Origin of the sequence: Curtobacterium luteum, from assembly GCF_014646995.1 — a bacterium.
Lineage (GTDB): Bacteria > Actinomycetota > Actinomycetes > Actinomycetales > Microbacteriaceae > Curtobacterium > Curtobacterium luteum.
Window position 1 is genome coordinate 440,805 of the sequence record NZ_BMOI01000001.1, and the last position, 26,814, is coordinate 467,618.

Genomic DNA, 26,814 nt, shown 5'->3' on the forward strand with positions numbered 1-26,814 from the left:
ATGGAGTCTGTGACTAGCACCCCTCTCTCCAGATCTGCCACCGCACCGGTCCTGAACAGGCCCAACGCCGTGGCCGTGGGGACGATCGTGTGGCTGGGCAGCGAGGTCATGTTCTTCGCCGGCCTGTTCGCGATCTACTTCACGCTCCGCAGCACCTCCCCCGAGCTCTGGGCCACCGAGACCGCCAAGCTCGAGGTGCCGTTCGCGTCGGTGAACACGATCATCCTGGTGCTGTCCAGCTTCGCCTGCCAGTTCGCGGTCTTCGCCGCCGAGCGCTTCCAGGTCCACCGGACGAGCTGGAGCCCCTTCAAGTGGGGCATGACCGAGTGGTTCTTCGTCACGTACTGCATGGGCGCGATCTTCGTCTGCGGGCAGGTCTTCGAGTACGCCAACCTCTGGCACGAGGGCGTCACGCTCTCCTCCAGCGCCTACGGCTCGGCCTTCTACATGACGACCGGCTTCCACGGCCTCCACGTCACGGGTGGCCTCATCGCGTTCCTGCTGACCCTCGGTCGCGGGTTCGCCGCCAAGAACTTCGGTCACAAGGAAGCGACCACCGCCATCGTCGTGTCGTACTACTGGCACTTCGTCGACGTCGTCTGGATCGGCCTCTTCGCCGTCATCTACCTTCTCAAGTAGGAACTGGATAGCCCCCACAGCATGTTCAACAGAACCAAGTCCAAGAAGGGCCGCCGGTCACCACTGGCGACCGTCTCGCTCATCGTCGTCGGTCTGATGACCACCGGCGGTGCGTACGCGCTGTTCAGCTCCTCGGCGAACGCCGACAGCAGCACCAGCTCGGTGTCCGCCGCGTCGACGCAGTCGAAGGTCAACGAGGGCGAGAAGCTCTTCGCCTCGAACTGCGCCACCTGCCACGGGCTGAACGCCCAGGGCACGGGTGAGGGCCCGTCGCTCATCGGCGTCGGCGCCGCTTCGGTCGACTTCCAGGTCGGCACCGGTCGCATGCCGATGGCCGCTTCGGGCCCCCAGGCCGAGGAGAAGCCCGCGCAGTTCACCGACGAGCAGGTCGACGCGCTCGCGCAGTACGTCGCGTCGCTCGCCCCCGGACCCGCGGTCCCGTCGTCGGACCTCACCGACGGCAAGGGCGACGCGGCCGAGGGCGCCGAGCTGTTCCGCATCAACTGCGCGATGTGCCACAACGTGGCCGGCGCCGGCGGTGCCCTGACCGAGGGCAAGTACGCCCCGAACCTGCAGAAGGTCTCCGGCAAGCACATCTACGAGGCCATGCTCACCGGCCCGCAGAACATGCCGGTCTTCAACGACCTGAACCTGACCCCGCAGCAGAAGGCCGACGTCATCTCGTACCTCAAGTACGTGCAGGACAACAAGTCGCCCGGCGGATTCGCCCTCGGCTCCATCGGGCCGGTGGCAGAGGGTCTGTTCATCTGGATCTTCGGACTCGGCGCGGTCGTCGCGATGACCGTCTGGCTGACCGCGAAGTCCAACTGATCGTCCGTGTCGAACGACACTGAAGGGAACACCATGGCAGAGCACGACGACGAGGCACTGAACTCGTCCTCGGCTGTCGAGAAGCACGGCACGACGCACGGCACCACCGCCTCGGTCGGCACCGCGGTCGTGCCCGCGGACCCGTTCGAGAACCCGGGCGAGCCGCCGCACCGCGCGCGCCGCACCGACGTCGACCCGAAGAAGCAGCGGCTGGCCGAGCGCCAGGTCGCGACGTTCTTCTACCTGTCGATCGTCGGCAGCGTGCTGGCCATCGCCGCGTACGTCGCCTTCCCGATCAAGGAAGACGACTTCGGCACGGTCCGGCTCGCGAACCTCTGGCTCGGGCTGTCGATCACGCTCGCGCTCCTCGCACTCGGCCTCGGTGCCGTCTACTGGTCGAAGTCCCTCGTGGTCGACCGCGAGATCACCGAGATGCGCCACGGCACCCGCGGGACCGACGCGACCCGTGCCAAGGCCGTCGAGGCCTTCCAGCTCGCCGACAAGGAGTCCGGGTTCAGCCGTCGCAAGCTGATCCGCAACTCGATGATCGGTGCCCTGGCGGCGTTCCCGCTCCCCGGGATCGTCCTCGTGCGCGACCTCGCGCCCGCGGCCGACCCGAACGAACTCCTCCGCCACACCATGTGGGCGAAGGGCACACGCCTGACGAAGGACCCGACGGGTCTGCCGATCAAGGCGTCCGACGTGACCATCGGTTCGGTGTTCCACGTCATCCCGGACGGCATGCTCGACAAGGAGGACATGCTGGAGGAGAAGGCCAAGGCCGCCGTCCTCCTCATGCGCCTCGACCCGCAGGACCTCCACCCCGCCAAGGGGCAGGAGAACTGGGGGTACGACGGCATCGTCGCGTACTCGAAGATCTGCACCCACGTCGGGTGCCCGGTCGCCCTGTACGAACAGCAGACGCACCACCTGCTCTGCCCGTGCCACCAGTCGACGTTCGATGTCTCGAACAACTGCGAGGTCATCTTCGGACCGGCCGCACGTCCCCTCCCCCAACTTCCGATCGCGATCGACGACGACGGCTACCTGGTTGCGCAGAGCGACTTCCACGAGCCGGTCGGACCGTCCTTCTGGGAGCGTGAGCGCTGATGAGCACAACCACCCGTCCCGCGACGACGTCGGCCACGAAGCCGGCGCCCGAACGCGGCTCCCGCATCATCGGGGCCGCTGCCAACTACATCGACGAGCGCACGAGCATCTCGGGCCTGGTGAAGGAGGTCGGTCGCAAGATCTTCCCCGACCACTGGAGCTTCATGCTCGGCGAGGTCGCGCTGTACAGCTTCGTCGTCATCCTGCTGTCGGGCACGTTCCTGACGTTCTTCTTCCAGGCGTCGATGGCCGAGGTCGTGTACCAGGGCGCGTACGTCCCGCTGAAGGGCGTCGAGATGTCGACCGCGCTGCAGTCGACGCTGAACATCTCGTTCGACATCCGCGGTGGCCTGTTCGTCCGACAGATCCACCACTGGGCCGCCCTGCTCTTCATCGCCTCGGTGATGCTGCACATGGCCCGCGTCTTCTTCACCGGCGCGTTCCGCAAGCCGCGTGAGCTCAACTGGGTCTTCGGCTTCGTCCTCTGGGTGCTCGCCATGGCCGAGGGCTTCACCGGCTACTCGCTCCCCGACGACCTGCTGTCCGGCAACGGTCTCCGGATCATCGTCGGCATGATCGAGGGCGTCCCGGTGATCGGTGTCTGGATCGCCTACCTGCTCTTCGGTGGCGAGTTCCCGGGCACGGACATCGTCGGTCGCCTCTACACGCTGCACATCCTGCTGCTGCCGGCGATCCTCGTCGCGGTGCTCGGCGTCCACCTCGTCCTCGTCGTCATCAACAAGCACACGCAGTTCGCCGGTCCGGGCAAGACCAACGACAACGTCGTGGGCGTCCCGATCCTCCCGGCGTTCGCCGCGAAGGCCGGTGGGTTCTTCTTCATCGTCGCGGGCATCCTCGCCCTCATCGCGTCGCTGTTCACGATCAACCCGATCTGGAACTACGGACCGTACGACCCCTCCCCGGTGTCGGCCGGTACGCAGCCCGACTGGTACATCGGCTTCGCCGACGGCGCGCTCCGACTGGTGCCCCCGCACTGGGAGGTCGTCTGGTTCGGCTACACGGTGTCGTTCAACATCCTCGTGCCGATCGCGGTCCTCTTGGGCCTCATCGTGGCGATGTTCATCTACCCGTTCGTCGAGGCCTGGGCCACGGGCGACAAGCGCGAGCACCACATCCTCGACCGTCCGCGCAACGCCCCGACCCGCACGGGCCTCGGTGCCGCCGGCATCACGCTCTACGCGAGCCTCTGGGCAGCGGCCTCGTCGGACATCATCGCGACGCACTTCATGGTGTCGATCGACCACGTGATCCACGTGATCCAGGCCACGACGGTCCTCGGCCCGTTCGTCGCCTTCTGGATCACGAAGCGCGTGTGCCTGGCCCTCCAGAAGAAGGACCGCGAGATCGTGCTGCACGGCTACGAGTCGGGCCGCATCGTCCGACTCCCCCACGGCGAGTACATCGAGGTTCACGAGCCCCTCGACGAGTACGAGCGCTGGCGCCTGCTGCAGTTCAACGAGTACAAGCCGCTCATGGTCCGTCCGGATGCTCGGGGTCGGATCACCGGTCTCCAGAAGGCCCGCGCGAATGTGTCCCGGTTCTTCTTCGAGGACCGCATCGCCCCGGTCACGAAGGCCGAGCTCGAGGCTGCGCACGCCGCGCACCACGGGCCCGAGCTGACCGAGGGTGAGCACCCCGCTGCCGCTGTGGGCGCCGGCAACCACTGACGGTCGGAAGCGGTCTCACCCCCGCGCGAAGCACAGCGAACCCCTCGGCCACGTCGTGGTCGGGGGGTTCGCCGTTTCGGTCGTCCCGAAACACCCCCTGCAGTTCATCAACGATTCAGATTCCTGTGGCAGCGTGTTGTGCAACGCATCCGCCAACGGAACGAGAAACCGATGGACAGCCGGACGGCCGAACACCCCAGGCCGAACCACTTCCTCCTCCACCTCAGCGACACCCACCTCGTCAGCGGTGACGGGCCCCTCTACGGAGACGTCGACCCGGCCGCGCGACTGGCCGAGATCATCGCCGACATCGAAGCCTCCGGGGCACGCCCCGAAGCGATCGTCGTGACAGGCGACGTTGCCGACAAGGGTGAGCCGGGAGCCTACGCGCGGGTGCGCGACCTCCTGGAGCCGGCCGCGGCCCGCATCGGCGCACAGGTCATCTGGGCGATGGGCAACCACGACGAGCGTGGCGCGTTCCGCCAGGAGCTCTTCGGCCTGCACCCCACCGATCGCCCGGTGGACTTCGTCTACGACGTGAACGGCCTCCGGGTCATCACCCTCGACACGAGCGTGCCGGGCGCGCACCACGGCGAGGTCTCCCCCGAGCAGCTCGACTGGCTCGCCGAGGTCCTGTCGGAGGCGGCTCCGCACGGCACGATCCTCGCGATGCACCACCCGCCCGTCCCGAGCGTGCAAGACCTCGCCGTGCTCGTCGAACTGCGCGACCAGGCGAGCCTCGCCGAGGTCGTCGAGGGCAGCGACGTGATCGGCATCATCGCCGGGCACCTGCACTACTCGACGAGCGCCGTGTTCGCGGGCATCCCGGTGTCGGTCGCGAGCGCCACCTGCTACACGCAGGACCTCATGGAGTTCCAAGCCGGGACCCGGGGTCGCGACGGAGCCCAGTCGTTCAACCTCGTCCACGTGTACGGCCGCCACGTCGTCCACTCCGTCGTGCCGATCGGGCACTACGCGACCGTGGGTGAACCGGTGTCGGCCGTCGAGACCGAGGCGCGGCTCGCGGCTGCCGGCGTCCGGATCCCCCCGGCCGTCGAGCCGGCTCCGGTGACGTCGAGCATCCCGGTCTTCACCCTGGACTCGGTACCGCTCTCCCCCGTCCACCCGTAGTCGTCGCCCGAGGCAACGCGCGCGCTCCGACGGAACACCGGTCGATCGACGGGTGCAACGTCGGAGCGCGCGCGTCTCGCGACCACACCCACGGCCAGCCCAGGCCCAGACCCAGACTCAGGCCCAGGCCCGGGCGGACGCTCGCGCGTCCTACGCGCCGGGCCGCTCCCACGGCGCCGGGAACGGGAAGTACTTCTCGAGGAAGTCCGTCACACGCTCCGTACGCTCCTCGTCGCTCACCTCGGGGAAGCTGCCGTCGTTGAGGCAGAAGAAGTCGACGTTGCGCTTCTTCAACAGGTCGTCGAGGGTCTTCAGCCCGGACTGCATGGTCGTGTCGACGTAGCGGACCGACGAGTTCTCCTGGATGATCGCCCGGCCGGTGAGCAGCGCGTAGTAGTGGTACAGCGAGTTCGTCACCGAGATGTTGTCCGCCGCACGGAACCGTGACGCCGCCGTCGAACGGAACTCGTCCGCGAACTCGTGCTCCATCTCGGTCATGATCGACGCGCGCAGCGGAGTCGGTGCGTGCTCGAGGTGTCGCGTCGTGACGGCGCCGAACCGCTGCTGCAGGAGCCGCCGGTTCACCCGGGCCGAGTTCTCGAAGCCGCTGCGCGCCGGGTTGTTCGACCCGAGGCCGATGCGGGTGTCGGCGACGATGAACTTCGTCACCGAGCCCGGGCTGAAGAACACCGACGGGTCAGCGAGCCGCCCGAAGAACATGTCGTCGTTCGAGTAGATGAAGTGCTCGCTGATGCCCGGGATGTGGTGGAGCTGCGATTCCACCGCCTGCGAGTTGTGCGTCGGCAGGACGGACGGGTCGGCGAAGAACTCCTCGCTGCGGACGATCCGGACCTTCGGGTGGTCGGCGAGCCACTTGGGCGCCGGCGAGTCCGTCGCGATGTAGATCTGCCGGATCCACGGCGCGAAGGTGTGCACCGAACGCAGGGCGTACTTCAGCTCGTCGATCTGCCGGAAGCGGGCGGGGGCGTCGTCGCCCTCCCCAAGGACGGCGGTCGCCTGCGCGGCCTGGCGGGCGCGCTGGTACTCGATCGCGTTGCCGTCGACCCACGAGAACACGATGTCGATCGGGAAACGGATGTCGGAGACGTGGTCGTCGAACATGTGCTCGACCGTGCGCCAGGTCCGCCCGTACCGCTCGATGTCCGCCACCACGAACTCGTCGATGGGGAGACTGCGGCGCATGAGGGCGTTCTCGACGGGCGCGAGCACCTCGATGTCCGTGACGCGCCAGAACTCGAGTTGCACGCTCGTCTCGGCTCCGTAGCGGAGGCGTCCGAGGGGTTCGAGCCGCGGACGGAAGAGGCGGAGCACGGGCTCGTCGGGAGCGCCGAAGCCGTCGTCGAGCACCAGGACGGCCGGGCGCTTCGGGGGCTTGGCGTAGAAGGGCTCGTTCGCGGCCGCCGCCATCACGGCGCTCTCGGCACGCTGGCGGTCCCGCTCGTCCACGGCGATGACGGGGCGCTGGTCGTTGCCGCGGATGAGGAGGTGGTCGACGTCACCGGCGGTGAGGGCGTCGTCGAGGAACAGCAGGTCCTCGATCATGGACTGCTGCGGCGTCAGGTGGCCGTTGATGAGCGTCAGCCGACCCTTGCGCACCACGACGTCGGGCCGGTCGAGACCGCCGGACGACGGTCGAGGGTTCAGCAGTGGACTCTCGGTCACCGGCTCGGTCTCGTCGCTCATCCATGCCCTTCGGGTCGATCGGCCGGGTCCTGCACCCGACGGACTGATCCTACCGTCCGGACAGACCGCGGGTGCGCGCGGCAGGTGGGCGGTCGGGGCACGTCCGTCACCGTCGGACGGGAGGCGCGGGTCGCGCCCGTCACGGCCCTCCCGTCGGCGACGCAGCGGCCGCTCAGGGCCGGGTCGGGTCGGTCTCCCGTGGCACCTTCACCGCGAGCCCGACGGCGATGAACAGCGCCGCGGCGACCACCTGGAGCGCAGCCCACGCCTCGCCGGGGACCGGGACGACGACGAGCGGGTTCCAGCACACCGCCACGGCGACCATGATGAGTCCGGCCCACCAGGTCCGACCGCGGACGGCGAAGACCAGGACGATGAGGGCGAGCACGGTGACGCCCCACCGTGCGAACACGAAGGCCGACGAGTCGACGAGTGCCACGCACGCGAGGAGGACCACGGCCGCGAGCAGCGACGGTGCGAGCGCCGGCCGCGTGTACGGCGGGAGTTCCCTGTCGCTGCCCGAGCTGCGGGGGGCCGGACGAGCCGGCGTGCGGGGAGCGGGACGCGCAGGCACGCCCTGCTGGGACGACCCGATGGTGGGTCGTCCTTTCCGTGCCGCCATCAGGCGGAGGCGCCGTCGAGGTCGATCGCGCGGAACGGCCGCGACATCGGCGGGAGGCCGCGCACCCGCTCGAGCGCCGGCTCGAGTTCGTCGAGGTAGGCGCGGTACCCCTCGTCGTTGAGGTGCAGCCCGTCGTCGGTGAAGCGGTCGGCGAGGTGGTCGCCGTCAGCCAGCGCGGGCCAGGCGTCGAGGTACTGCGCGTGGCAGGTGGCGACGAACTGCCGGAGGTGGCGGTTCGCCTCCTCGATCTTCGCCCGGAACTCGGCCTGCCGGGGAAGCACCGACACGAGCAGGAGCCGCACACCCGGGAGCTCGCGACGCAGGGTCACGAGGATCGTCTCGACGTTGCGGACGACGTGCTCGACGCTCGCCCGGTGGTTGCCGAAGTCGTTCGTGCCGATGAGCAGGACGATCACCTCGGGCTCCGCGGCCACGACGGCGTCCAGTCGGGCGAGCACCCCGTCGGTGGTGTCACCGCCGACGCCGTGGTTGGCGGTGCGCTCCCCCGGCAGCCGGTTCTCCCAGTCCCCTGCCTCGGTGATGCTGTCCCCCAGGAACAGGACGGTGGGTCGGTCCTCGGTCATGCTGCCTCCTCGTGCGACGTCTCCGCGGACCCATTGTGCTGGGTCCGGTTGCGGGAGGTCGAGTCGGTGTTGTGCGACTCCCGCTCGGCGGCTGCCGTGATGCGCTCCACCATGCCCGGGAAGATCACGCCGTGGAAGGGCAGGATCGAGTACCAGTAGAGGCGTCCGGACAGCCCCTGCGGGAAGTAGATCGCCCGCTGGTGGTAGTCGCTCCCGCCGTCCACGGACGGCGTCACCGTCATCTCGAGCCACGCGCGGCCCGGCGACTTGAACTCGGCCCGGAGGCGCAGGTAGCGCCCGCGGTCGAGCCGCTCCACGCGCCACCAGTCGAGTGCGTCGCCCTGTTCCAGACGCTGCGGGTCACGTCGGCCACGGCTGAGCCCGACGCCGCCGGCGATCTTGTCCATCCAGCCCCGCGCCACCCAGGCGAGCGGGAACGAGTACCAGCCGTTGTCGCCGCCGATCGACTCGACGACGCGCCAGACGTCGGCCGCGGACGCGTCGGTGTGCCGCTTGCGGTCGTCGACGTAGACGGTGTGCCCCGCCCAGTCCGGGTCGCTCGGCAGCGGGTCCGCGGGCGTCGCCGCGAGCGTCGCGTTGCGCCAGCTCGTCTCGACCTGGCCCGTCCGCATGCGCGCGAGCGCCAGGCGGACCGCGCGCCGGTACGGTGTGAGGCCCCCTGGGGGCGCGGGGACGTACTGGTCGATGTCGTGTTCACGCTGCACGCACTCGAACTGCAGCGACTCGATGATGGGCCGCGCGAGCTTCCGCGGGATGGGGGTGACGATGTTGAACCAGTGGGCGGCGAGTCCGGGCGTCAGCACCGGCAGCGACGCGATACCGCGCTGCGGCAGCTTCGCCTCGACCGCGTACCCGTTGAGCATCTGCCCGTACCGGAGGACGTCCGGGCCGCCGATGTCGAACGTGCGGTTCACGTCGGCCGGGATCTCGAGGGCCTGCACGAGGTAGTAGAGGACGTCGCGGATGGCGATCGGCTGGATGTGGTTGCGCACCCACTTCGGCGCCGGCATCCACGGCAGGACGTCGGTGACGTGGCGGATCATCTCGAACGAGGTGCTCCCGGAACCGATGACGACGCCGGCCTGGTACGCGATCGTCGGGACTCCGGACCGCAGCAGGACGTCCCCGACCTCCTTGCGGCTCCGCAGGTGCTTCGACAGCTCGCCGTCCGGGTGCAGGCCGCCGAGGTAGACGAAGCGCCGGACCCCGGCGACGCGTGCCTCGTGGCCCATCGTCCCGGCCGCCTGCGTCTCGGCGCGTTCGAAGTCGCCGTCGGCACCCATCGCGTGCGCGAGGTAGTAGACCGCGTCGATCCCCTCGACGGCTGCGCGGACCGCTCGGGCGTCCATCAGGTCGCCCTCGGCGATCTCGACGTCGTCGTGCCAGGGGACGTCCTGCAGCTTCCGCGGGGTCCGCGCGTAGACACGGACCGTGTGGCCGGCTTCGAGGAGCCGTGGGACGAGACGACCGCCGATGTACCCGGTGGCGCCGGTGACGAGGACGTGCATGCTGGGCACGGTACGCGCGTCGCCTCCGGGTAGGCTTGCCGGGTGGACAACGCAGCGATCCCCAGCGCCCCCGACGCCGTCACCGCCGACGCGGTCCGGGCCCTCATCGACCACGCGATCCTGAAGCCCGAGCTCACCCGCACGGACGTCGACGCCCAGCTCGACGAGGCAGCGGCGTACCGGGTGTTCAGCGTGTGCGTCCGACCGAGCGACGTCGCGCACGCGGTCGAGCGGCTGACCGGCACCGGGGTCGGCGTCGGGACCGTGATCGGCTTCCCCCACGGCACGACCACCACCGCGACCAAGGTCGCCGAGTCGCTGCAGGCCCTCGCCGACGGCGCCTTCGAGCTCGACATGGTGCAGAACGTCGGCGCCGCGAAGTCCGGCGACTGGGAGCGCGTCGAGCAGGACGTCCGCGCCGTGGTCGACGCCGCGGGCGACACCGTCGTGAAGGTCATCCTCGAGACCGCGTTCCTCACCGACGACGAGATCGTCGCCGCCTCCCGCGCCGCACAGCGCGCCGGCGCCGCCTTCGTCAAGACCTCCACCGGGTTCGCCGGTGGCGGGGCGACCGCCGAGCACATCCGCCTCATGCGCGAGACCGTCGGGCCGGACACGGGCGTGAAGGCCTCCGGCGGCGTCCGCGGGCTCGACACCCTGCTCGAGATGGTCGCAGCCGGCGCGGACCGCATCGGCACGAGCGCCTCCGCCCGCATCCTCGACGAGCTCGCGCACCGCACCGAGACCGGTGCCGCGTCGTCGCTCGGCGACGACACCTCGTCCTACTGACCCTCACCCCCCCCGGGGGCGAGCACCCGCCGGGCGCCAGCGTGCGCACCGGACGTGCTGTGAGCCTCCAGGCCGTCGCACCGGAGCGATCATGACCGACAGCACCACCCAGTCCCCGTCCCTCGCCCTGGCGGTCGACCTCGGCGGCACCAAGGTCGAGGCGGCCCTGGTCACCGACCAGGGCGTCGTCCTGCCGGGGACGCGGCACCGCAGCCCGACCGGCCCCGGCCGGACCTCCGACGAGCTGCAGGCCGCCGTCGACGAGGTCGTCACCGCGACGCTGGCGACCCTGCCCGCGGACGCGACGCTCATCGGTGTCGGGATCGGGTCGGCCGGCCCCGTGGACGAGGTCAACGGTCTCGTGTCGCCGCTCAACATGCCGGTCTGGCGCGACTACCCGCTCCGTGACCGCGTCGCGCAGCACGTCCCCGCCGGCGTGCCGGTGACGCTCCGGATGGACGGCCTCGCCATCACGCTCGCGGAGCACTGGGTCGGTGCCGCGCAGGGGTCCGACCACGTCATGGGCATGATCGTCTCGACGGGCGTCGGCGGCGGGCTGATCCTGCACGGCCGGACCGTGAGCGGCCCCACCGGCAACGCCGGGCACATCGGGCACGTCGAGTGCGGTGGCTTCGACGACCCGTGCGCCTGCGGCGGGACCGGCTGCCTCGAGGCCGTTGCCAGCGGCCCCAAGACGGTCGCGTGGGCGCAGCGTCAGGGGTTCACCGGCACGACCGGCGAGGAGCTCGCGGCCGCGTACGCCGCGGGTGACGAGGTCGCGGTGGCCGCCGTCCAGCGCAGCGGTCGCGCGCTCGGGCAGGCGATCGCCGCCGCCACGAGCCTGGTCGACCTCGAGGTCGTCGCGATCGGCGGCGGCTTCTCGCACGTCTCCCCCGACCTCTTCGAGTACGCGCGGCAGGCGGTCGCGGAGCGGGCCGAGTTCCCCTTCGTCACGAAGGTGCGGATCGTCCCGACCGGTCTGTCGCAGGACGGACCGCTCATCGGCGCTGCGGCGCTCGTGCACCGCGCCGACGTGCTGCGCTGACCGGGAGCGATCGTGCGGCGTCGTCGGGCGCTGACGCGCTGCGGCCGGGAGGCACGGCAGCCCTCCGGCACGCCCGTCCTGTCCACAGGCGACCGGCTGGAGCACGCGCGTCGGGCAGGATGACGAGGTGCCCCGACCGCGCCTGCTGACGACCGACGACTGGCCGGAGGCAGAACTCCGCGCGGCCGTCCTGGCCGGCGAACTCGTCGCCGTCGGCGAGTGCTGGGCGTCCCCTGCCGAGCCGCAGGACGCGGCGCTGCGCGCCGCGGCCGCCGCCTGGTCGCTGCCGGACCGGCGGCTCGTCGCCGCGACCCGCACCGCAGCCTGGGTGTGGGGAGCGCTCTCGCGGTCGCCGCTCCCCCACGAGTGCGTGCTGCCCGGACGAGTCCGGTTGCGGGTCGACGACCCGACCGTCCGGGTCCGTGACGTCGGACTCGCTCCGGAGGACGTCACGGAACTGGCGGGGCTCCGCCTCACGGTCCCGTTGCGCACGGCCGTCGACCTGCTGCGGGCCCCGGGGCCGTCCGCGGGTCGCATGCACCGGGCGGACGAGGACGCCGTGCGGGGCCTGGTCGTCACCGGGCTCGTACCGCTCGACGACCTCCGGCACGCCCTCGAACGGCTCGGCGTTGTCCCGATGGCCCGCCAGGCGGAGCGGCGGATGGCCACCGTGTTCTGTGCGCCCGGTGCGTGAGCCCGGCGCGGGGCTGCGTCAGCCGGCGCTGACGCGGTAGACGTCGTACACGGCGTCGATCCGGCGTACGGCGTTCAGCACGCGGTCGAGGTGGGTGGTGTCACCCATCTCGAACACGAACCGGCTGAGCGCCAGGCGGTCGGAGGACGTCGAGACCGTCGCCGAGAGGATGTTGACGTGGTGGTCGGTCAGCACCCGTGTGACGTCGCTGAGCAGGCCTGAACGGTCCAGCGCCTCGATCTGGATCTGCACGAGGAAGACCGACTTCGACGACGGCGCCCACTCGACCTCGATCATCCGGTCGGGCTCGTTCATCAGCGACTTGACGTTCGAACACGCCGCCTGGTGCACCGACACGCCCTGCCCGCGGGTGATGAAGCCGACGATCTGGTCGCCCGGCACCGGGGTGCAGCACTTCGCGAGCTTCACGAGGATGTCCGGGGCGCCGCGAACGAGCACGCCCGAGTCGCTGTTACGCAGCTGCCGGCTGGTGATCTGTCGCGGGAACGCGAGCTCCGGCTCGTCCGTCTCGGTCTCGGTCTGGACGCTCCCGAGCACCTTCTCGATCACGGACTGGGTCGACACGTGACCCTCGCCGATCGCGGCGTAGAGCGCGGACACGTCCTCGTAGCGCATTGACGAGGCGACCTCGGCGATGGTGTCCTGGCTGAGGATGCGCTGCAACGGCAGGTTCTGCTTCCGCATCGCGCGTGCGATGGCGTCGCGGCCCTGCTCGATCGCCTCCTCGCGGCGCTCCTTCGTGAACCACTGCTTGACCTTGTTCCGGGCGCGGGGGCTCCGCACGAACTGCAGCCAGTCCTGGCTCGGGCCGGAGTCGGGGTTCTTCGAGGTGAAGATCTCCACGACGTCGCCGCTCGACAGCGCGCTCTCGAGCGGGACGAGCCGGCCGTTGACCTTGGCGCCCATGGTGCGGTGCCCGATCTCGGTGTGCACGGCGTACGCGAAGTCGACCGGGGTCGCGCCGGAGGGCAGGCCGATGACCTTGCCCTGCGGGGTGAAGACGTAGGTCTCCTTCGCGCCGATCTCGTAGCGGAGGGAGTCGAGGAACTCGCCCGGGTCGCTGGTCTCGGCCTGCCAGTCCGTGATGTGGGCGAGCCAGGCCATGTCCTGGTCGTCCTGGCTCGAGGTGTCGACGTCGCGACCGGTGACCCGCTGCTTGTACTTCCAGTGCGCGGCGACACCGAACTCGGCGCGCTGGTGCATCTCGTGCGTGCGGATCTGGATCTCGACCGCCCGCCCCTGCGGCCCGAGGACCGTGGTGTGCAGCGACTGGTAGAGGTTGAACTTCGGCGTCGCGATGTAGTCCTTGAAGCGACCCGGCAGCGGCGTCCACCGGGCGTGGACGGACCCGAGCATCGCGTAGCAGTCGCGGACGGTCGGGACGAGCACCCGGATGCCCACGAGGTCGTAGATCTCGTCGAACTCGCGCCCGCGCACGATCATCTTCTGGTAGATCGAGTAGTACTGCTTCGGGCGCCCCATCACGTCGCCACGGATCTTCGCGGCCTTGAGGTCCTTCTTCAAGGTGCCGATGACGTTCTGCACGAACTGCTCGCGCTTCGGCTGCCGCTCCTTGACGAGGCTGTCGATCTCGACGTAGAGCTTCGGGTGGAGCACCGCGAACGAGAGGTCCTCGAGCTCCAGCTTGATCATCTGGATGCCGAGCCGGTGCGCCAGCGGCGCGTAGATCTCGAGCGTCTCCTTGGCCTTGCGCGTCGCGGACGCTGACTCCACGAAGCCCCACGTGCGGGCGTTGTGGAGGCGGTCGGCGAGCTTGATGACGAGCACGCGGATGTCCTTCGACATCGCGATGACCATCTTGCGGACCGTCTCGGCCTGCGCGCTGTCGCCGTACTTGACCTTGTCGAGCTTCGTGACACCGTCGACCAGCATCGCGATCTCGTCGCCGAAGTCGGCACGGAGCTGATCGAGCTGGTAGTCGGTGTCCTCGACCGTGTCGTGCAGGAGCGCCGCGGCGATGGTGATCGTCCCGATGCCGAGGTCGGCGAGGATCTGCGCGACCGCCACCGGGTGCGTGATGTACGGCTCGCCGGACTTGCGCTTCTGGCCGTCGTGGGCCTGCTCGGCGGTCGAGTACGCCCGCTCGATGAGCGTGACGTCGGCCTTCGGGTGGTGCGAGCGGACCGTGCGGATCAGCGTGTCCACGGCGCCGGCGGGCTGTGCGCGGGAGAACAGGCGCGGCAGCAACGACCGGAGCGACCCGATGTTGCCGGTCGTGTTCGGACCGATGGGGCTCGTCGGGCGGGCGGGCGAGGCCGGGCGGCTCGCGGCGTCCGACGGCGTGGATTCGCGCGTGTCGGTCATGATGCGCCTCCCGAGACCTCGTCCGGAGCGGATTCGCTCCGCGTTCGATCCGACAAGACTACGCGCGTCCGGTCAGTGCTCGTGACGCGGTTCGCTCTGAGCACCGCGGACGACCTCGGCGCCCGACTGCTCCCACGCGGTCATCCCGCCGACGACGTTCACCGCCGGGACGCCGGACTGTTCGAGGGCCGCGACGACCCGGGCCGAGCGGCCACCCGAGTGGCAGATGACCATCGCCGGGGTGTCCCCGCCGTCGATCTCCTGCCACCGGGCGACGAGCTCCGACATCGGGACGAGCGTCGCCTCGGGGGCGTGCACCTCGTCCCACTCGGACTGCTCGCGCACGTCGAAGAGCTTCGCGCCCGCAGCGAGACGACGACGGGCTTCGGCGACGTCGATGTCGGTGATCTCGACCGCCATCAGACGTCGGCCGTCGCGTCGACCTGCTGCTGCCGCTTCGCCGCCGCCTGCACCTTCTTGGCATCGGCCTGGCGGATCTTCGGCTCGTTCTCGCGCAGGTGGGCGTACATCGGCGACGCGATGAAGATCGTCGAGTAGGTGCCGACGATGATGCCGATGAACAGGGCGAGGGAGATGTCGCGGAGTGTGCCGGCGCCGAGGACGTAGGACCCGATGAAGAGGATCGCCGCGACGGGCAGCAGGGCGACGACCGAGGTGTTGATCGACCGGACGAGCGTCTGGTTCACGGCGAGGTTGACCGACTGCGTGAACGTCCGCGAGCTCTCCTGGGAGGTGTTCTCCCGGACCTTGTCGAAGACCACGACCGTGTCGTACAGGGAGTAGCCGAGGATCGTCAGGAAGCCGATCACCGCGGCGGGCGTGACCTCGAGGCCGACGATGCCGTAGACGCCCGCCGTGATCAGCAGGTCGTGCAGCAGCGCCACCATCGCCGAGACCGACATCTTCCAGGTACGGAAGTAGAGCGCCATGACCACGGCGGCGAGGGCGAGGAAGATCACCAGGCCCCGGATCGCCTGCGCGAGGACGTCCGCACCCCAGGTCGCACCGATGAAGGTCGCGGCGACCTGGCTGTCCGGCACGCCGTACGCCTTCGCGAGGGCGTCCTGGACCTCGGTGGTCTCTCGGTCGGTCAGCTGGCCGGTCTGCACGCGGATACCGTGCTGGCCGAGCTGGGAGACGCGCGGGATGCCCTCCGGGACGATCGACTCGACGGTGTCGGTCGCGATCGTCTGGTCGGTGGTCTTGACGTCGGAGATCGTGAACTCCGAACCGCCGGTGAACTCGATCCCGAGCTGGTACCCTCCCCGGAGCCACGGCACCCCGAGCGAGAGCACGATCGCGATGATCGCGACGAGGTACCACGCGCGGCGCCGGCCGACGATGTCGTACGACCGCTTCCCCGTGTAGAGGTCGCTGCCGAACTGGCTGAAGCTGGCCATCAGTCGTCCTTCCCGTCCGGCGTGCTGCCGGTGTCGCCCGCGGCTTCGCGGGCCTTGCGCTCGGCGATGGTCTGGCGGCGCTGCGCCTCACCGGCGCTGCGTCGCTGGCGCTTGCCGTCGACCACCGGTGCGCGGAACTGCGCGCGTCCGCGGTAGACCGCGCCGAGGGCCGACGGGTCGAGCCCGCTGAACCGGTGCCCCTCGCCGAAGAACCGGCTGCGGGCGATGAGCTGCATCATCGGGTGCGTGAAGAGCACCACCACGACGACGTCGATCAGGGTCGTGAGGAGCAGCGTGAACGCGAAGCCCTTCACGTCGCTCACCGCGAGGATGTAGAGCACGACCGCGGCGAGGAAGTTGATCGAGTCGGACGCGAGGATCGTGCGGAGGGCTCGGCGCCAACCGGCCTCGACCGCGCCTTCGAGACCGCGTCCGTCGCGCAGCTCGTCGCGGATGCGTTCGAAGTACACGATGAACGAGTCCGCCGTGATGCCGATCGCCACGATCAGACCGGCGACGCCCGCGAGCGAGAGCCGGTAGTCGACGCGCCACGACATGATCGCGATGACGAGGTAGGTCAGGGCCGCGGCGACCGCCAGCGAGAGGACGGTGACGAACGCGAGTGCCCGGTACTGGATGACCGAGTAGATGATCACCAGGATGAGGCCGATCAGGCCCGCGACGAGTCCGCCGACGAGCTGCGCCGTACCGAGCGTCGCCGAGATGTTCTCGTTCGACTGCACCTGGAAGTTGATCGGCAGCGCGCCGTACTTGAGCTGGTCGGCGAGCGTCTTCGCGGACTCCGCGGTGAAGTTGCCGGAGATCTGCGCCTTGCCGTTCGTGATCGCGGCGTTGGCGGCGGGGGCCGTGATGATCGTGCCGTCCAGGACGATCGCGAACTGGTTCTGCGGCGCCTGCAGCTTGACCAGGCGGCTCGTGACGTCACGGAAGTCGTCCGAGCTCTTGCCCGAGAAGGTCAGGTTGACGGCCCACTGACCGGTCGAGGCGCCCTGCGAGTCGGTGGCCAGGCCCGAGGTGGCGTTGCTGATGCCGGAGCCCGAGACCTCGACCGGACCGAGGATGTACTTCGCGGTGCCGTCCTGGTCGCACGTGACGAGCGGCTCGTCGTCCGGGGCGGTCGTGACGTCGTCCGGCGCCTTGCAGTTGTAGTTGTCGTACAGGGCCTGCAGCGCCGGGGTCACCTGCGACAGGTCGCTGCCGTTCGTCGGCTTCGTGCTCGGCGTCGCCTGGAGCGACGCGGGCGGCGTGTACGGCGTGGGTGAGGCGGTGGAGCCGCTGCCGCCGACCGCGGCGTTCGTCGCGGCCTCGGTGTAGAGCACCGGGCGGAACGTCAGCTTCGCCGCGGCCTCGATCCGGTCGATCGTCGCCTTGTCGGGCTTGCCCGGGATGGAGACGACGATGTTGTTCGTCCCCTGGGTGTTGATCTGCGACTCCGACACACCCGTCGCGTTGATGCGCTGGCGGATGATGTTGACGGCCTGGTTGAGCTGCTGGCTCGTGACCGAGTCACCCTCCGTGTTCTGCGCCGCCAGGGTCAGCTGCGTGCCGCCCTGGAGGTCCAGTGCCAGCTCCGGCACCCAGCTCGCGCCGGCGAACCACTTCCCGGTGTCGTCCTTGGTGGTGCTCGCCAGGATCGACGCGGCGGTGTTGAGCCCCGCGAGGACCGCCATCAGGATCACCAACCAGGTGAGCGAGCGGAGCGCCTTCTTGACGGGTGTCGATCGTGCCACCGGTCGTCTCGTCTTTCTGTCAGGACCGACGACGGGAGCCGACGGCAGGAGCGGTGCCGCCGGGCCTCACGACCCGGCAGCCCAGGTTGTCAGTGGTCGTTCTTGCGGTTCGTCTCGTCGGTGCGCTCACCGTAGGTCGGGGCCTGGTCGTCGATGACCGGCTGACCGTTGAGCTCGGTGACGCGCTTCGGCTCGTCCTCCGGCGCGACGGCGGTGTCGACGTCGTCCGCGGTCTCGTCGACCACGCGCGAGAGCGTCTGACGGTGCACGGTCACGATCGTGCCCGGGGCGATCTCGACCTCGGCGGTGACCTTCTCGTCGTCGACCGACAGGAGCTTGCCGTAGAGGCCGAACGAGAGCATGACCTGCGCGCCCGGCACCATCTTGGTGGCGAGGTCGGCCTGCTGCTTCTTGCGCTTGCGGCTGTTGTAGAACATGAAGGCCGCGAACGCCACGACGATGACGATGAGGACGACTTCTTGACCCATGATGCGATGCCTTCTCTGGTTGCTCGGTTTCGGGCCGTAGCAGTCTAGGGCACGCGCCGGACGGGAACCTGTCCACCCGGCTCGTGCACAGTCTGTGCGGAGGGGTGCGGTCGGCTCAGTCCGCGTCGTCGAACAGCGCGGGGCCGCCCGACGTCTGCCCCGGCGCCAGGCCGAAGTGCCGCCAGGCCTGGGGTGTGGCGATCCGACCGCGTGGCGTCCGTGTCACGAGACCGACCCGGACGAGGAACGGCTCCACCACGGACTCGATGGTCTCGGATTCTTCCCCGACGGCCACGGCGAGCGTGTTGAGCCCCACCGGTCCTCCGTCGAACCGGGTCAGCATCGTCTCGACCACCGCCCGGTCGAGCCGGTCGAGTCCGAGCTCGTCGACGTCGTACAGCTCGAGCGCTCCCTGCACCGCGGCCATGCCGTCGCGCGGTCGGTGCACGAGCGTGAAGTCGCGGACGCGGCGCAGGAGCCGGTTCGCGATGCGCGGGGTCCCCCGACTCCGTCCGGCGATCTCACGCAGGGCGGTCCGGTCGATGTCGAGCTCGAGGAGGTGGGCGGCGCGGATGAGCACCTGCTCGAGCTCGTCCTTCTCGTAGAACTCGAGGTGCGCGGTGAAGCCGAAGCGGTCACGGAGCGGGTTCGGCAGGAGCCCGGAGCGGGTCGTGGCGCCGACCAGGGTGAACGGCGCGAGGTCGAGCGGGATGCTCGTCGCCCCGGCGCCCTTGCCCACCATGACGTCGATCCGGAAGTCCTCCATCGCGAGGTAGAGCATCTCCTCCGCCGAACGCGCCATCCGGTGGATCTCGTCGATGAAGAGGACCTCGCCGGGGACGAGTGACGAGAGCACGGCGGCGAGGTCACCGGCGTGCTGGATCGCCGGCCCGCTGGACATCCGCAGGGGCCTGCCCGACTCGTGCGCCACGATCATCGCGAGCGTGGTCTTGCCGAGCCCGGGCGGCCCGGCCATCAGGATGTGGTCGGGGGTGCGCTCCTGCATCGCGGCGGCCTTCAGCAGGAGGTCGAGCTGCCCCCGGACCTTGCGCTGTCCGACGAACTCGTCGAGCGACCGCGGACGCAGCGCTCCTTCGAACGCGAGTTCCTCCTGCGACTCGGCGCCCGCTGCCGTGATGCCGCTCACCGGCCGGCACCGGCGGGACGCAGGGCCCCGAGTGCGGCACGGAGCAGTGCCTGCGTGCCGAACGTCGCGGCGGCCGGGTCCTCGGTGACCACGGCGTCGACCGCGGAACGGGCGGCGTCCTCGCGCCAGCCGAGACCGACCAGGGCGATCACGACGTCGTCCGATGCCGGGTGCGCGCCCGTCGCCGAGCCGGGTGTCACAGCGGCCGGTTGCTCGAACGCGGCGAGCTTGCCGGCGAGGGCGACCGTGATGAGCTTCGCGGTCTTCGGGCCGATGCCGGACACCTTGCGGAAGGCGGCGTCGTCCTCGTGCGCGACGGCGGTCGCGATCTGGCCGGGGTCCATGTGTGCCAGGACGCCGAGCGCGGACTTCGGTCCGACGCCAGAGACGCTGCGGAGGAGGTCGAAGACGCGGAGCGCGTCGGTGGTCTCGAACCCGAAGAGGAGGTGCTCGTCCTCACGCACGATCATGGCGGTGCGCACGAAGACCTCGGCGCCGTGCCGCATCGTGAGGGCGTGAGCGGGTGTGACGGTGACGGCGTACCCGACACCACCGACCTCGATCACCACGCTCGACCCGGCGACGTCGATGCAGGTGCCCCGGAGACTCGCGATCATGCTCCGAGCCTAGGGCCGCCCACCGACGATGCCCCAGCACCACGCGCGACGCCCCGTGCGCCGCCGCGCGCCGCGGCCGCCGCTGCCCGCGCGAGGGGCGAATCCGCGCCCGTCCCCTGCTGGGCGTCCCGCCACGCGCGTTGGGCCGGCGTGAGCGTCGACGGGCCGGACCCGACCTGGTCGGGTGATCCGAGCCTCCAGGCATGACAGACGGCCAGGGCCAACGCGTCGGCGGCGTCCGCTGGCTTGGGGGCCTCAGCGAGCCCGAGGACCGCGGCGATCATCGCCTGGACCTGTCGCTTGTCGGCGTTGCCGTAGCCCGTGATCGCCGCCTTGACCTCGGAGGGCGTGTGGAGCCCGACGGGCAGGCCGCGCGCCGCGGCGGCGTGCAGGGCCAGCCCGGCCGCCTGGGCGGTGCCCATGACGGTCCGGACGTTCGCCTGCGCGAAGACGCGCTCGACCGCGACGGCCTGCGGGCGGTGCTCGTCGATCTCCGCGGCGATGCCGTCGGCGATCCGCAGCAGCCGTTGCTCGAGCGCCATGTCCGCCGGTGTCCGGACGACGGTCACGTGCACGAGCCGGGCACGCCGGTTCGGTGCGACCTCGACCACGCCGACGCCGCACCGGGTCAGCCCGGGGTCGACCCCGAGCACCCGGAGCATCGGACTAGTCCTCGTCCTCGTCGAGCTCGGCCTGGACGTCCGCGGGGATGTCGAAGTTCGCGTAGACGTTCTGCACGTCGTCGGAGTCATCGAGCGCGTCGATGAGCTTGAACACCTTGCGCGCGGTGTCGGCGTCGATCGGGACCTTGAGGCCCGGGACGAACTCGGCGTCGGCCGAGTCGTAGTCGATGCCGGCGTCCTGCAGCGCGGTGCGTGCCGCGACGAGGTCGGACGCCTCGGTGATGACCTCGAAGCCGCCGCCCTGGTCGATGACGTCCTCGACGCCGGCGTCGAGGACGGCACCCATGACGGTGTCCTCATCGAGGCCGTCCGTCTTCGTGACCGAGATGACGCCCTTGCGGGAGAAGTTGTAGGCGACGCTGCCCGGGTCGGCCATGGTGCCGCCGTTGCGGCTCATCGCCGTGCGCACCTCGGCCGCGGCACGGTTCTTGTTGTCCGTGAGGCACTCGATGAGCATGGCGACGCCGTTCGGGCCGTAGCCCTCGTACATGATCGTCGTGTACTCGATCGACTCACCGGTCAGACCGGCGCCGCGCTTGATGGCGCGGTCGATGTTGTCGTTCGGCACCGAGGTCTTCTTCGCCTTCTGCACGGCGTCGACCAGGGTCGGGTTGCCCGACAGGTCGGCGCCGCCCATCTTCGCGGCGACCTCGATGTTCTTGATCAGCTTCGCGAACGACTTCGCACGGCGCTGGTCGATGACCGCCTTCTTGTGCTTGGTCGTTGCCCACTTGGAATGCCCGGACACGGTGCTCCTTGCGTCTTGCGGAAAATCCTGGTCAGTGTACCGGGCCGGGAGGCACGGTGCGGTTCCGGCGCGCTGGCCTCCTCACGCAGGCGGTCCCCCGCCCGCCTGTGGGCGAGTCTCGCGGTGAGCGACAGTTCTCGGGCTTGGCGGCGCGAGGACTGTCGCCCACGGCGAGTCTCGCGGCACCGCCGCGCGGGGCGCGACCGCGCTCCGCGTCAGGAGGCGTGCACGAGATCGAGGAAGCGCCGGTGGAACCGGTCCTCCCCCGCGACCTCGGGGTGGAACGCGCTGGCGATGACGTTGCCCTGCTGCACCGCCACGACCTGGCCGTCGGGCAGCGCCCCGAGGACCTCGACGCCCGGACCGTGCTCCTCCACCACGGGCGCCCGGATGAACACCGCGTGCACGGGCGCCTCGCCGAGCTCCGGCATCGGGATGTCGATCTCGAACGAGTCGTTCTGGCTGCCGAACGCGTTCCGCCGCACGGTCGTGTCGAGGACGTCGAGCGTCTGCTGGCCCGGGATGCCCGCGGCGATCCGGGAGGACAGCATGATCATGCCCGCGCAGGTGCCGTACGTCGGGAGCCCGCCGCGGATTGCCTCCGCCAGTGGTTCCGCGACGCCGAACGCCCGGGACAGCTTGTCCATGACGCTCGACTCACCGCCGGGGACGACCACGCCGTCGAGCGACGCGATCTCCTCCGGACGACGGAGCGGCACGACGTCGGCGCCGAGCTCCGTCAGCGAGGCGATGTGCTCGCGGAAGTCGCCCTGGAGGGCGAGGACGCCGATGCGGGGGTGCGCGGTCGGACTACCAGCCACGCTCGGCCAGGCGGTGCGGGGCCGGGACGTCGGCGACGTTGATGCCGACCATGGCCTCACCGAGCCCGCGGGAGACCTCGGCGATCACCTTCGGGTCGTCGTGGAAGGTCACGGCCTTGACGATCGCCGCGGCGCGCTTGGCCGGGTCGCCCGACTTGAAGATGCCGGAGCCGACGAACACACCGTCCGCGCCGAGCTGCATCATCATCGCGGCGTCGGCCGGGGTGGCGACACCGCCCGCGGTGAAGAGCACCACGGGGAGCTTGCCGGTCTGCGCGACCTCCTTGACGACGTCGAAGGGGGCCTGGAGCTCCTTCGCGGCGACGTAGAGCTCGTCCTCCTTGAGGTACCGGAGGGCAGCGATCTCCTTGTTGATCGTGCGGATGTGCTTGGTGGCCTCGGACACGTCACCGGTGCCCGCTTCACCCTTGGAGCGGATCATGGCCGCACCCTCGGTGATGCGACGGAGCGCTTCACCCAGGTTGGTCGCACCGCAGACGAAGGGCGTGGTGAAGTTCCACTTGTCGATGTGGTTGACGTAGTCGGCGGGCGAGAGCACCTCGGACTCGTCGATGTAGTCGACGCCGAGCTCCTGCAGCACCTGCGCCTCGACGAAGTGGCCGATGCGGGCCTTCGCCATCACGGGGATCGACACCGAGGCGATGATCTCCTCGATCATCGACGGGTCGGACATGCGGGCGACGCCGCCCTGTGCACGGATGTCCGCGGGGACGCGCTCGAGCGCCATGACGGCGGTCGCGCCGGCTTCCTCCGCGATGCGCGCCTGCTCGGCGTCGACGACGTCCATGATGACGCCGCCCTTGAGCATCTCCGCGAGGCCGCGCTTGACGCGGTCGGAGCCGGTGATCGAGGTGCCGGGGGTGCTCGGGGTGCTGCTGCTGTCGCTCATGATGCCGACAGTCTAGTGGTCCGTCGGCCAGCCTTCCGCGACGAGTCGGCGGGTCTCCCCGAGCAGCTGGGACATCGACTTCGTTCGGGCGATGATCGGGAAGAAGTTCGAGTCGGACTGCCACCGCGGCACGACGTGCTGGTGCAGGTGCCCCGCGACCCCGGCACCGGCGACCTCGCCCTGGTTCATCCCGATGTTGAACCCGTCGCAGTGCGAGACCGCACGCAGGACCCGCATCGCGGTCTGCGTCAGCTCGCCCATCTCGCGGAGTTCGTCCGGCGTCGCCTCGTCGTAGAGGGGGACGTGCCGGTACGGGCACACGAGCAGGTGCCCGTTGTTGTACGGGAAGAGGTTGAGGAGCACGTAGGCGTGCTCCCCGCGGGCGACGATGAGGGCGTCCTCGTCGGACTTGTGCGGCGCCTCGCAGAACGGGCAGTCGTCCTCGTGGCCGCGACCCCGTCCTTCGCGGCCGGCGTCGATGTACGCCATCCGGTGCGGGTTCCAGAGTCGCTGGAAGGCATCGGGGACGGCCGCGCCGGTCGCCGCGTCGCGGATGACCAGCGGATCGTCGGCACCGGGGACAGCAGACGCAGCAGCCGCTTCCGACGCACCGGACGCTTCCGACGCACCATCCGACCGACCAGCGGCCCGGGAGCCGACCACGCCGTCGACGTGACCGGTCCCGGGGACCTGATCGGGGCCTCCTGGCTGGGGCATCAGACCTGCGCGCGCTCGCGGATCGCGGTGAGGATGCGCTCCACGGCCTCGTCGACCGGCACCGCGTTGTCCTGGCGACCGTCGCGGAAGCGGAAGGACACCGCTCCGGCGTCGCGGTCGTCGCCGCCGGCGATGAGCTGGAACGGCACCTTCGCCTTGGTGTGCGTGCGGATCTTCTTCTGCATGCGGTCGTCCGAGTGGTCGACCTCGGCGCGGACGCCGTGCGACCGGAGCTTCGCGACGACCTCGTCGAGGTAGTCGCCGTACTCGGCAGCGACCGGGATGCCGACGACCTGCACCGGTGCGAGCCAGGCCGGGAAGGCGCCCGCGTAGTGCTCGGTGAGGACGCCGAAGAACCGCTCGATCGAGCCGAACAGGGCCCGGTGGATCATCACGGGGCGCTGCCGGGTGCCGTCCGGCGCCGTGTACTCGAGCTCGAAGCGCTCGGGCAGGTTGAAGTCGAGCTGGACGGTCGACATCTGCCAGGTGCGGCCGATGGCGTCGCGGGCCTGGACCGAGATCTTCGGGCCGTAGAACGCCGCGCCGGCGGGGTCGGGCACGAGTTCGAGCCCGGACTCCTCCGCGACCTCGCGCAGGGTGTTCGTCGCGACCTCCCAGACCTCGTCGTCGCCGACGTACTTCTCCGGGTCCTTCGTGGAGAGCTCGAGGTAGAAGTCGTCGAGACCGTAGTCGCGCAGGAGGGACAGCACGAACTCGAGGGTCGTGGTGAGCTCCTCCTTCATCTTCTCCTGTGTGGTGAAGATGTGGGCGTCGTCCTGGGTCATGCCGCGGACACGGGTGAGCCCGTGGATCACGCCGGACTTCTCGTTGCGGTAGACCGTGCCGAACTCGAACATCCGCAGGGGCAGGTCGCGGTAGGAGCGGGCCTGCGAACGGTAGGCCAGGATGTGCATCGGGCAGTTCATCGGCTTGAGGTAGTAGTCCGCCCCCTGCCGCGTGACGTTGCCGTCCTCGTCGCGGGCCTCGTCCATGTGCATGGCCGGGAACATGCCGTCCTTGTACCAGCCGAGGTGCCCGGACTGCTCGAACAGGTCGCCCTTGGTGATGTGCGGCGTGTAGACGAAGGAGTAGCCCTCCTGCTCGTGCCGGCGGCGCGAGTAGTCCTCCATCTCGCGGCGGATGATGCCGCCCTTCGGGTGGAAGATCGCCAGGCCCGAGCCGATCTCGTCCGGGAACGAGAACAGGTCGAGCTCGGCGCCGAGCTTGCGGTGGTCGCGCTTGGCGGCTTCTTCGAGGCGGACGAGGTACGCCTTCAGCTGGTCCTTGTCGGGCCAGGCGGTGCCGTAGACGCGCTGCAGCTGCGGGTTCTTCTCCGAACCGCGCCAGTAGGCCGCCGCGACGCGCATGAGCTTCGACGCGTTGCCGATCCAGCGGGTGTGCGGGACGTGCGGACCGCGACAGAGGTCCTGCCAGAGCACCTCGCCCGTCTTCGGGTCGACGTTCTCGTACACCGTGAGTTCGCCGGCGCCGACCTCGACGCTCTCGCCCGAGTCGCCGGACTCCGCGGCGCCCTTCAGGCCGATGAGCTCCTGCTTGAACGGCTCCCCCGCCATGCGTTCGCGGGCTTCGGCGTCGGTGACGACCACGCGACGGAAGCGCTGGGCCTGCTTGACGATGCGGTCCATGCCCTTCTCGATCGCCTTGAGGTCCTCGGGCGTGAACGGCTCGGCGACGTCGAAGTCGTAGTAGTAGCCGTCGGTGACGGGCGGGCCGATGCCGAGCTTGGCGTCGGGGTTGATCTGCTGGACGGCCTGCGCGAGCACGTGTGCCGCGGAGTGGCGGAGGATGTCCAGCCCGTCCTGCTCCTGCAGCGTCACGGCCTCGGCGGTCTCGCCCGCCTGGACGTCCGCGGCGAGGTCCTTGAGGACGCCGTCGACCCGGATGGCGACGACGCCGCGCTCGCCGTCGAAGAGTTCGGTGCCCGTCGTGGCGGTCGTCGCGGTGCGGGGCTCGGGTGCCTGGGGAAGGTCTGCGGGCTCTGGTGCGACTGCGTCGGTCACGATCGTGGTGCTCCTCGGTTCGATCAGGGGTGGGTCAAGACTAGTGCGCGGCGGCCCCGGTGCGGCTCGCCTGTGGAGCGGGTCCGGCGGTGGCGCGGGTGTGCAGGAACGGCAGGGAGGCGCGGTGCGGCTCCGTCAGTCGCGGCGCGGTCCGTCAGGCCGGGACGGCGCGGTCCGTCAGGCCGGGACGGCCCCGAGGGTCGTCACCGGGACGCGGGCCTCGACGCGCTCCCGACCGGCGAGGCCGTCGAGCTCGAGCAGTGCGGCGAACCCGATCGCCTCGTAGCCCGCGCGCTCGAGCAGCGTGATGGTCGCGGCCGCGGTCCCGCCGGTCGCGAGGACGTCGTCGACGACGAGCACCCGCGTGCCCTGCGGGAGCTGGCCCGGGCGGAGCTCGAGCTCGGCCTCGCCGTACTCGAGCGCGTACTGCTCGCTGAGGACCTCGCCCGGGAGCTTGCCGGCCTTGCGGACGGTCAGGACGCCGACCTGGTGCTGGGCGGCGATGCCACCGGCGAGGGCGAACCCACGGGCCTCGATGCCGGCGACGGCCTGGAACCCCTCCCCCACGGCGAACGGTGCCGCGAGGGCCTCGCACACCCGGCCGAACGCCACCGGGTCCGAGAACACGGGCGTCACGTCGCGGAAGAGGATGCCCGGCTTCGGGAAGTCCTGCACGATCGCGGTGAGTCGGTCGACGAGGGCAGCAGCGGTTTCGGTCACCGCACAACGGTACGGCAGTCCGGGCGCTCGGATCGACGCGCACGGAGCGAGATGCCGG

General features: G+C 70.2%; 26 protein-coding genes. 8 read left to right on the forward strand and 18 right to left on the reverse strand.

Features of this window, described 5'->3' with window-relative positions; genetic code table 11:
* The 5 genes from ctaE (at position 1) to IEY20_RS01935 (ending at position 5,399) form a co-directional block, all read left to right on the forward strand.
* Positions 1 to 639, forward strand: a complete 639-nt coding sequence (gene ctaE, locus IEY20_RS01915; protein ID WP_175329242.1) for an aa3-type cytochrome oxidase subunit III — start codon at positions 1 to 3, stop codon at positions 637 to 639.
* A gap of 21 nt (positions 640 to 660) precedes the next feature.
* Positions 661 to 1,470, forward strand: a complete 810-nt coding sequence (qcrC, locus tag IEY20_RS01920; protein ID WP_175329243.1) for a cytochrome bc1 complex diheme cytochrome c subunit — start codon at positions 661 to 663, stop codon at positions 1,468 to 1,470.
* A gap of 33 nt (positions 1,471 to 1,503) precedes the next feature.
* Positions 1,504 to 2,580 (forward strand): cytochrome bc1 complex Rieske iron-sulfur subunit, encoded by a 1,077-nt coding sequence (qcrA, locus tag IEY20_RS01925; protein WP_175329244.1) that lies wholly within the window; start codon positions 1,504 to 1,506, stop codon positions 2,578 to 2,580.
* Positions 2,580 to 4,268 carry a cytochrome bc1 complex cytochrome b subunit gene (qcrB, locus tag IEY20_RS01930; protein WP_175329245.1) on the forward strand — a complete coding sequence of 563 codons (1,689 nt, stop codon included), beginning with the start codon at positions 2,580 to 2,582 and terminating at the stop codon, positions 4,266 to 4,268. The genes qcrA and qcrB overlap by 1 nt, the downstream gene beginning before the upstream one ends.
* Positions 4,269 to 4,439: 171 nt before the next feature.
* A complete protein-coding gene (locus tag IEY20_RS01935; protein ID WP_175329246.1) occupies positions 4,440 to 5,399 on the forward strand; it encodes a phosphodiesterase in 960 nt (319 codons plus the stop codon).
* A 150-nt stretch (positions 5,400 to 5,549) separates the two neighbouring features.
* On the opposite strand, the gene IEY20_RS01940 is transcribed toward IEY20_RS01935, so the two are convergent.
* From IEY20_RS01940 to IEY20_RS01955, 4 genes are all read right to left on the reverse strand, one after another.
* Positions 5,550 to 7,103, reverse strand: a complete 1,554-nt coding sequence (locus IEY20_RS01940; RefSeq protein WP_175329247.1) for a stealth family protein — start codon at positions 7,101 to 7,103, stop codon at positions 5,550 to 5,552.
* A gap of 172 nt (positions 7,104 to 7,275) precedes the next feature.
* Entirely contained in the window at positions 7,276 to 7,725 is a 450-nt protein-coding gene (locus tag IEY20_RS17335) for a DUF6804 family protein (RefSeq protein WP_175329248.1), read from the reverse strand.
* Entirely contained in the window at positions 7,725 to 8,309 is a 585-nt protein-coding gene (locus IEY20_RS01950) for a GDSL-type esterase/lipase family protein (protein WP_175329249.1), read from the reverse strand. Before IEY20_RS01950 ends, IEY20_RS17335 begins: the two co-directional genes overlap by 1 nt.
* Complete coding sequence (locus tag IEY20_RS01955) at positions 8,306 to 9,838, reverse strand: SDR family oxidoreductase (RefSeq protein WP_175329250.1); 1,533 nt, start codon at positions 9,836 to 9,838, stop codon at positions 8,306 to 8,308. Before IEY20_RS01955 ends, IEY20_RS01950 begins: the two co-directional genes overlap by 4 nt.
* Positions 9,839 to 9,880: 42 nt before the next feature.
* On the opposite strand from IEY20_RS01955, the gene deoC reads away from it, so the two are divergent.
* The 3 genes from deoC (at position 9,881) to IEY20_RS01970 (ending at position 12,366) form a co-directional block, all read left to right on the forward strand.
* Positions 9,881 to 10,627 carry a deoxyribose-phosphate aldolase gene (deoC, locus tag IEY20_RS01960; protein WP_307839800.1) on the forward strand — a complete coding sequence of 249 codons (747 nt, stop codon included), beginning with the start codon at positions 9,881 to 9,883 and terminating at the stop codon, positions 10,625 to 10,627.
* Between the two features lie 91 nt (positions 10,628 to 10,718).
* Positions 10,719 to 11,672 (forward strand): ROK family protein, encoded by a 954-nt coding sequence (locus IEY20_RS01965; RefSeq protein ID WP_175329251.1) that lies wholly within the window; start codon positions 10,719 to 10,721, stop codon positions 11,670 to 11,672.
* A gap of 127 nt (positions 11,673 to 11,799) precedes the next feature.
* Positions 11,800 to 12,366, forward strand: a complete 567-nt coding sequence (locus IEY20_RS01970; protein ID WP_175329252.1) for a type IV toxin-antitoxin system AbiEi family antitoxin — start codon at positions 11,800 to 11,802, stop codon at positions 12,364 to 12,366.
* Positions 12,367 to 12,384: 18 nt separating this feature from the next.
* Here IEY20_RS01970 and IEY20_RS01975 read toward each other — a convergent pair whose 3' ends face one another.
* The 14 genes from IEY20_RS01975 to IEY20_RS02040 all read right to left on the reverse strand — a co-directional run bounded on the left by IEY20_RS01975 (position 12,385) and on the right by IEY20_RS02040 (position 26,756).
* The gene (locus IEY20_RS01975) at positions 12,385 to 14,712 is read right to left on the reverse strand and encodes a RelA/SpoT family protein (protein ID WP_229727804.1); all 2,328 of its coding nucleotides are present in this window, start codon (positions 14,710 to 14,712) and stop codon (positions 12,385 to 12,387) included.
* Between the two features lie 72 nt (positions 14,713 to 14,784).
* Entirely contained in the window at positions 14,785 to 15,132 is a 348-nt protein-coding gene (locus IEY20_RS01980; protein ID WP_175329253.1) for a rhodanese-like domain-containing protein, read from the reverse strand.
* A complete protein-coding gene (gene secF, locus IEY20_RS01985) occupies positions 15,132 to 16,133 on the reverse strand; it encodes a protein translocase subunit SecF (RefSeq protein ID WP_175329254.1) in 1,002 nt (333 codons plus the stop codon). Before secF ends, IEY20_RS01980 begins: the two co-directional genes overlap by 1 nt.
* The gene (gene secD / locus IEY20_RS01990) at positions 16,133 to 17,884 is read right to left on the reverse strand and encodes a protein translocase subunit SecD (RefSeq protein WP_175329255.1); all 1,752 of its coding nucleotides are present in this window, start codon (positions 17,882 to 17,884) and stop codon (positions 16,133 to 16,135) included. Before secD ends, secF begins: the two co-directional genes overlap by 1 nt.
* An 89-nt stretch (positions 17,885 to 17,973) precedes the next feature.
* Positions 17,974 to 18,372 carry a preprotein translocase subunit YajC gene (locus IEY20_RS01995; protein ID WP_022903934.1) on the reverse strand — a complete coding sequence of 133 codons (399 nt, stop codon included), beginning with the start codon at positions 18,370 to 18,372 and terminating at the stop codon, positions 17,974 to 17,976.
* A 115-nt stretch (positions 18,373 to 18,487) separates the two neighbouring features.
* Positions 18,488 to 19,519, reverse strand: a complete 1,032-nt coding sequence (gene ruvB / locus IEY20_RS02000; RefSeq protein WP_175329256.1) for a Holliday junction branch migration DNA helicase RuvB — start codon at positions 19,517 to 19,519, stop codon at positions 18,488 to 18,490.
* Entirely contained in the window at positions 19,516 to 20,136 is a 621-nt protein-coding gene (gene ruvA, locus IEY20_RS02005) for a Holliday junction branch migration protein RuvA (protein WP_175329257.1), read from the reverse strand. The genes ruvB and ruvA overlap by 4 nt, the downstream gene beginning before the upstream one ends.
* Complete coding sequence (gene ruvC, locus IEY20_RS02010; RefSeq protein ID WP_022903773.1) at positions 20,133 to 20,798, reverse strand: crossover junction endodeoxyribonuclease RuvC; 666 nt, start codon at positions 20,796 to 20,798, stop codon at positions 20,133 to 20,135. Before ruvC ends, ruvA begins: the two co-directional genes overlap by 4 nt.
* A gap of 4 nt (positions 20,799 to 20,802) precedes the next feature.
* On the reverse strand, positions 20,803 to 21,567 hold the full coding sequence (locus IEY20_RS02015; protein ID WP_175329258.1) for a YebC/PmpR family DNA-binding transcriptional regulator: 765 nt from the start codon (positions 21,565 to 21,567) through the stop codon (positions 20,803 to 20,805).
* A gap of 215 nt (positions 21,568 to 21,782) precedes the next feature.
* On the reverse strand, positions 21,783 to 22,388 hold the full coding sequence (gene pdxT, locus IEY20_RS02020; protein WP_175329259.1) for a pyridoxal 5'-phosphate synthase glutaminase subunit PdxT: 606 nt from the start codon (positions 22,386 to 22,388) through the stop codon (positions 21,783 to 21,785).
* Positions 22,378 to 23,298 (reverse strand): pyridoxal 5'-phosphate synthase lyase subunit PdxS, encoded by a 921-nt coding sequence (gene pdxS, locus IEY20_RS02025; protein WP_175329260.1) that lies wholly within the window; start codon positions 23,296 to 23,298, stop codon positions 22,378 to 22,380. The genes pdxT and pdxS overlap by 11 nt, the downstream gene beginning before the upstream one ends.
* 12 nt (positions 23,299 to 23,310) lie before the next feature.
* Complete coding sequence (locus tag IEY20_RS02030) at positions 23,311 to 24,015, reverse strand: HIT family protein (protein ID WP_175329261.1); 705 nt, start codon at positions 24,013 to 24,015, stop codon at positions 23,311 to 23,313.
* Positions 24,015 to 26,036 (reverse strand): threonine--tRNA ligase, encoded by a 2,022-nt coding sequence (thrS, locus tag IEY20_RS02035; RefSeq protein WP_175329262.1) that lies wholly within the window; start codon positions 26,034 to 26,036, stop codon positions 24,015 to 24,017. The genes IEY20_RS02030 and thrS overlap by 1 nt, the downstream gene beginning before the upstream one ends.
* A 177-nt stretch (positions 26,037 to 26,213) precedes the next feature.
* Positions 26,214 to 26,756, reverse strand: coding sequence for an adenine phosphoribosyltransferase (locus IEY20_RS02040; RefSeq protein ID WP_175329263.1), 543 nt, complete (start codon positions 26,754 to 26,756; stop codon positions 26,214 to 26,216).
* Positions 26,757 to 26,814 lie beyond the last annotated feature (58 nt).

What these genes read in the sequence shown, in the direction of transcription:
- secF (WP_175329254.1), bottom strand. Translation starts at nt 16,133, where the DNA reads ATGGCCAGCTTCAGCCAGTTCGGCAGCGACCTCTACACGGGGAAGCGG.
- qcrA (WP_175329244.1), top strand. Translation starts at nt 1,504, where the DNA reads ATGGCAGAGCACGACGACGAGGCACTGAACTCGTCCTCGGCTGTCGAG.
- pdxS (WP_175329260.1), bottom strand. Translation starts at nt 23,298, where the DNA reads ATGAGCGACAGCAGCAGCACCCCGAGCACCCCCGGCACCTCGATCACC.
- IEY20_RS17335 (WP_175329248.1), bottom strand. Translation starts at nt 7,725, where the DNA reads ATGGCGGCACGGAAAGGACGACCCACCATCGGGTCGTCCCAGCAGGGC.
- IEY20_RS02030 (WP_175329261.1), bottom strand. Translation starts at nt 24,015, where the DNA reads ATGCCCCAGCCAGGAGGCCCCGATCAGGTCCCCGGGACCGGTCACGTC.
- ruvC (WP_022903773.1), bottom strand. Translation starts at nt 20,798, where the DNA reads ATGCTCCGGGTGCTCGGGGTCGACCCCGGGCTGACCCGGTGCGGCGTC.
- qcrB (WP_175329245.1), top strand. Translation starts at nt 2,580, where the DNA reads ATGAGCACAACCACCCGTCCCGCGACGACGTCGGCCACGAAGCCGGCG.
- ctaE (WP_175329242.1), top strand. Translation starts at nt 1, where the DNA reads ATGGAGTCTGTGACTAGCACCCCTCTCTCCAGATCTGCCACCGCACCG.
- IEY20_RS01940 (WP_175329247.1), bottom strand. Translation starts at nt 7,103, where the DNA reads ATGAGCGACGAGACCGAGCCGGTGACCGAGAGTCCACTGCTGAACCCT.
- qcrC (WP_175329243.1), top strand. Translation starts at nt 661, where the DNA reads ATGTTCAACAGAACCAAGTCCAAGAAGGGCCGCCGGTCACCACTGGCG.
- IEY20_RS01955 (WP_175329250.1), bottom strand. Translation starts at nt 9,838, where the DNA reads ATGCACGTCCTCGTCACCGGCGCCACCGGGTACATCGGCGGTCGTCTC.
- IEY20_RS01935 (WP_175329246.1), top strand. Translation starts at nt 4,440, where the DNA reads ATGGACAGCCGGACGGCCGAACACCCCAGGCCGAACCACTTCCTCCTC.
- IEY20_RS01965 (WP_175329251.1), top strand. Translation starts at nt 10,719, where the DNA reads ATGACCGACAGCACCACCCAGTCCCCGTCCCTCGCCCTGGCGGTCGAC.
- IEY20_RS01995 (WP_022903934.1), bottom strand. Translation starts at nt 18,372, where the DNA reads ATGGGTCAAGAAGTCGTCCTCATCGTCATCGTCGTGGCGTTCGCGGCC.
- IEY20_RS01975 (WP_229727804.1), bottom strand. Translation starts at nt 14,712, where the DNA reads ATGACCGACACGCGCGAATCCACGCCGTCGGACGCCGCGAGCCGCCCG.
- ruvA (WP_175329257.1), bottom strand. Translation starts at nt 20,136, where the DNA reads ATGATCGCGAGTCTCCGGGGCACCTGCATCGACGTCGCCGGGTCGAGC.
- IEY20_RS01950 (WP_175329249.1), bottom strand. Translation starts at nt 8,309, where the DNA reads ATGACCGAGGACCGACCCACCGTCCTGTTCCTGGGGGACAGCATCACC.
- IEY20_RS01980 (WP_175329253.1), bottom strand. Translation starts at nt 15,132, where the DNA reads ATGGCGGTCGAGATCACCGACATCGACGTCGCCGAAGCCCGTCGTCGT.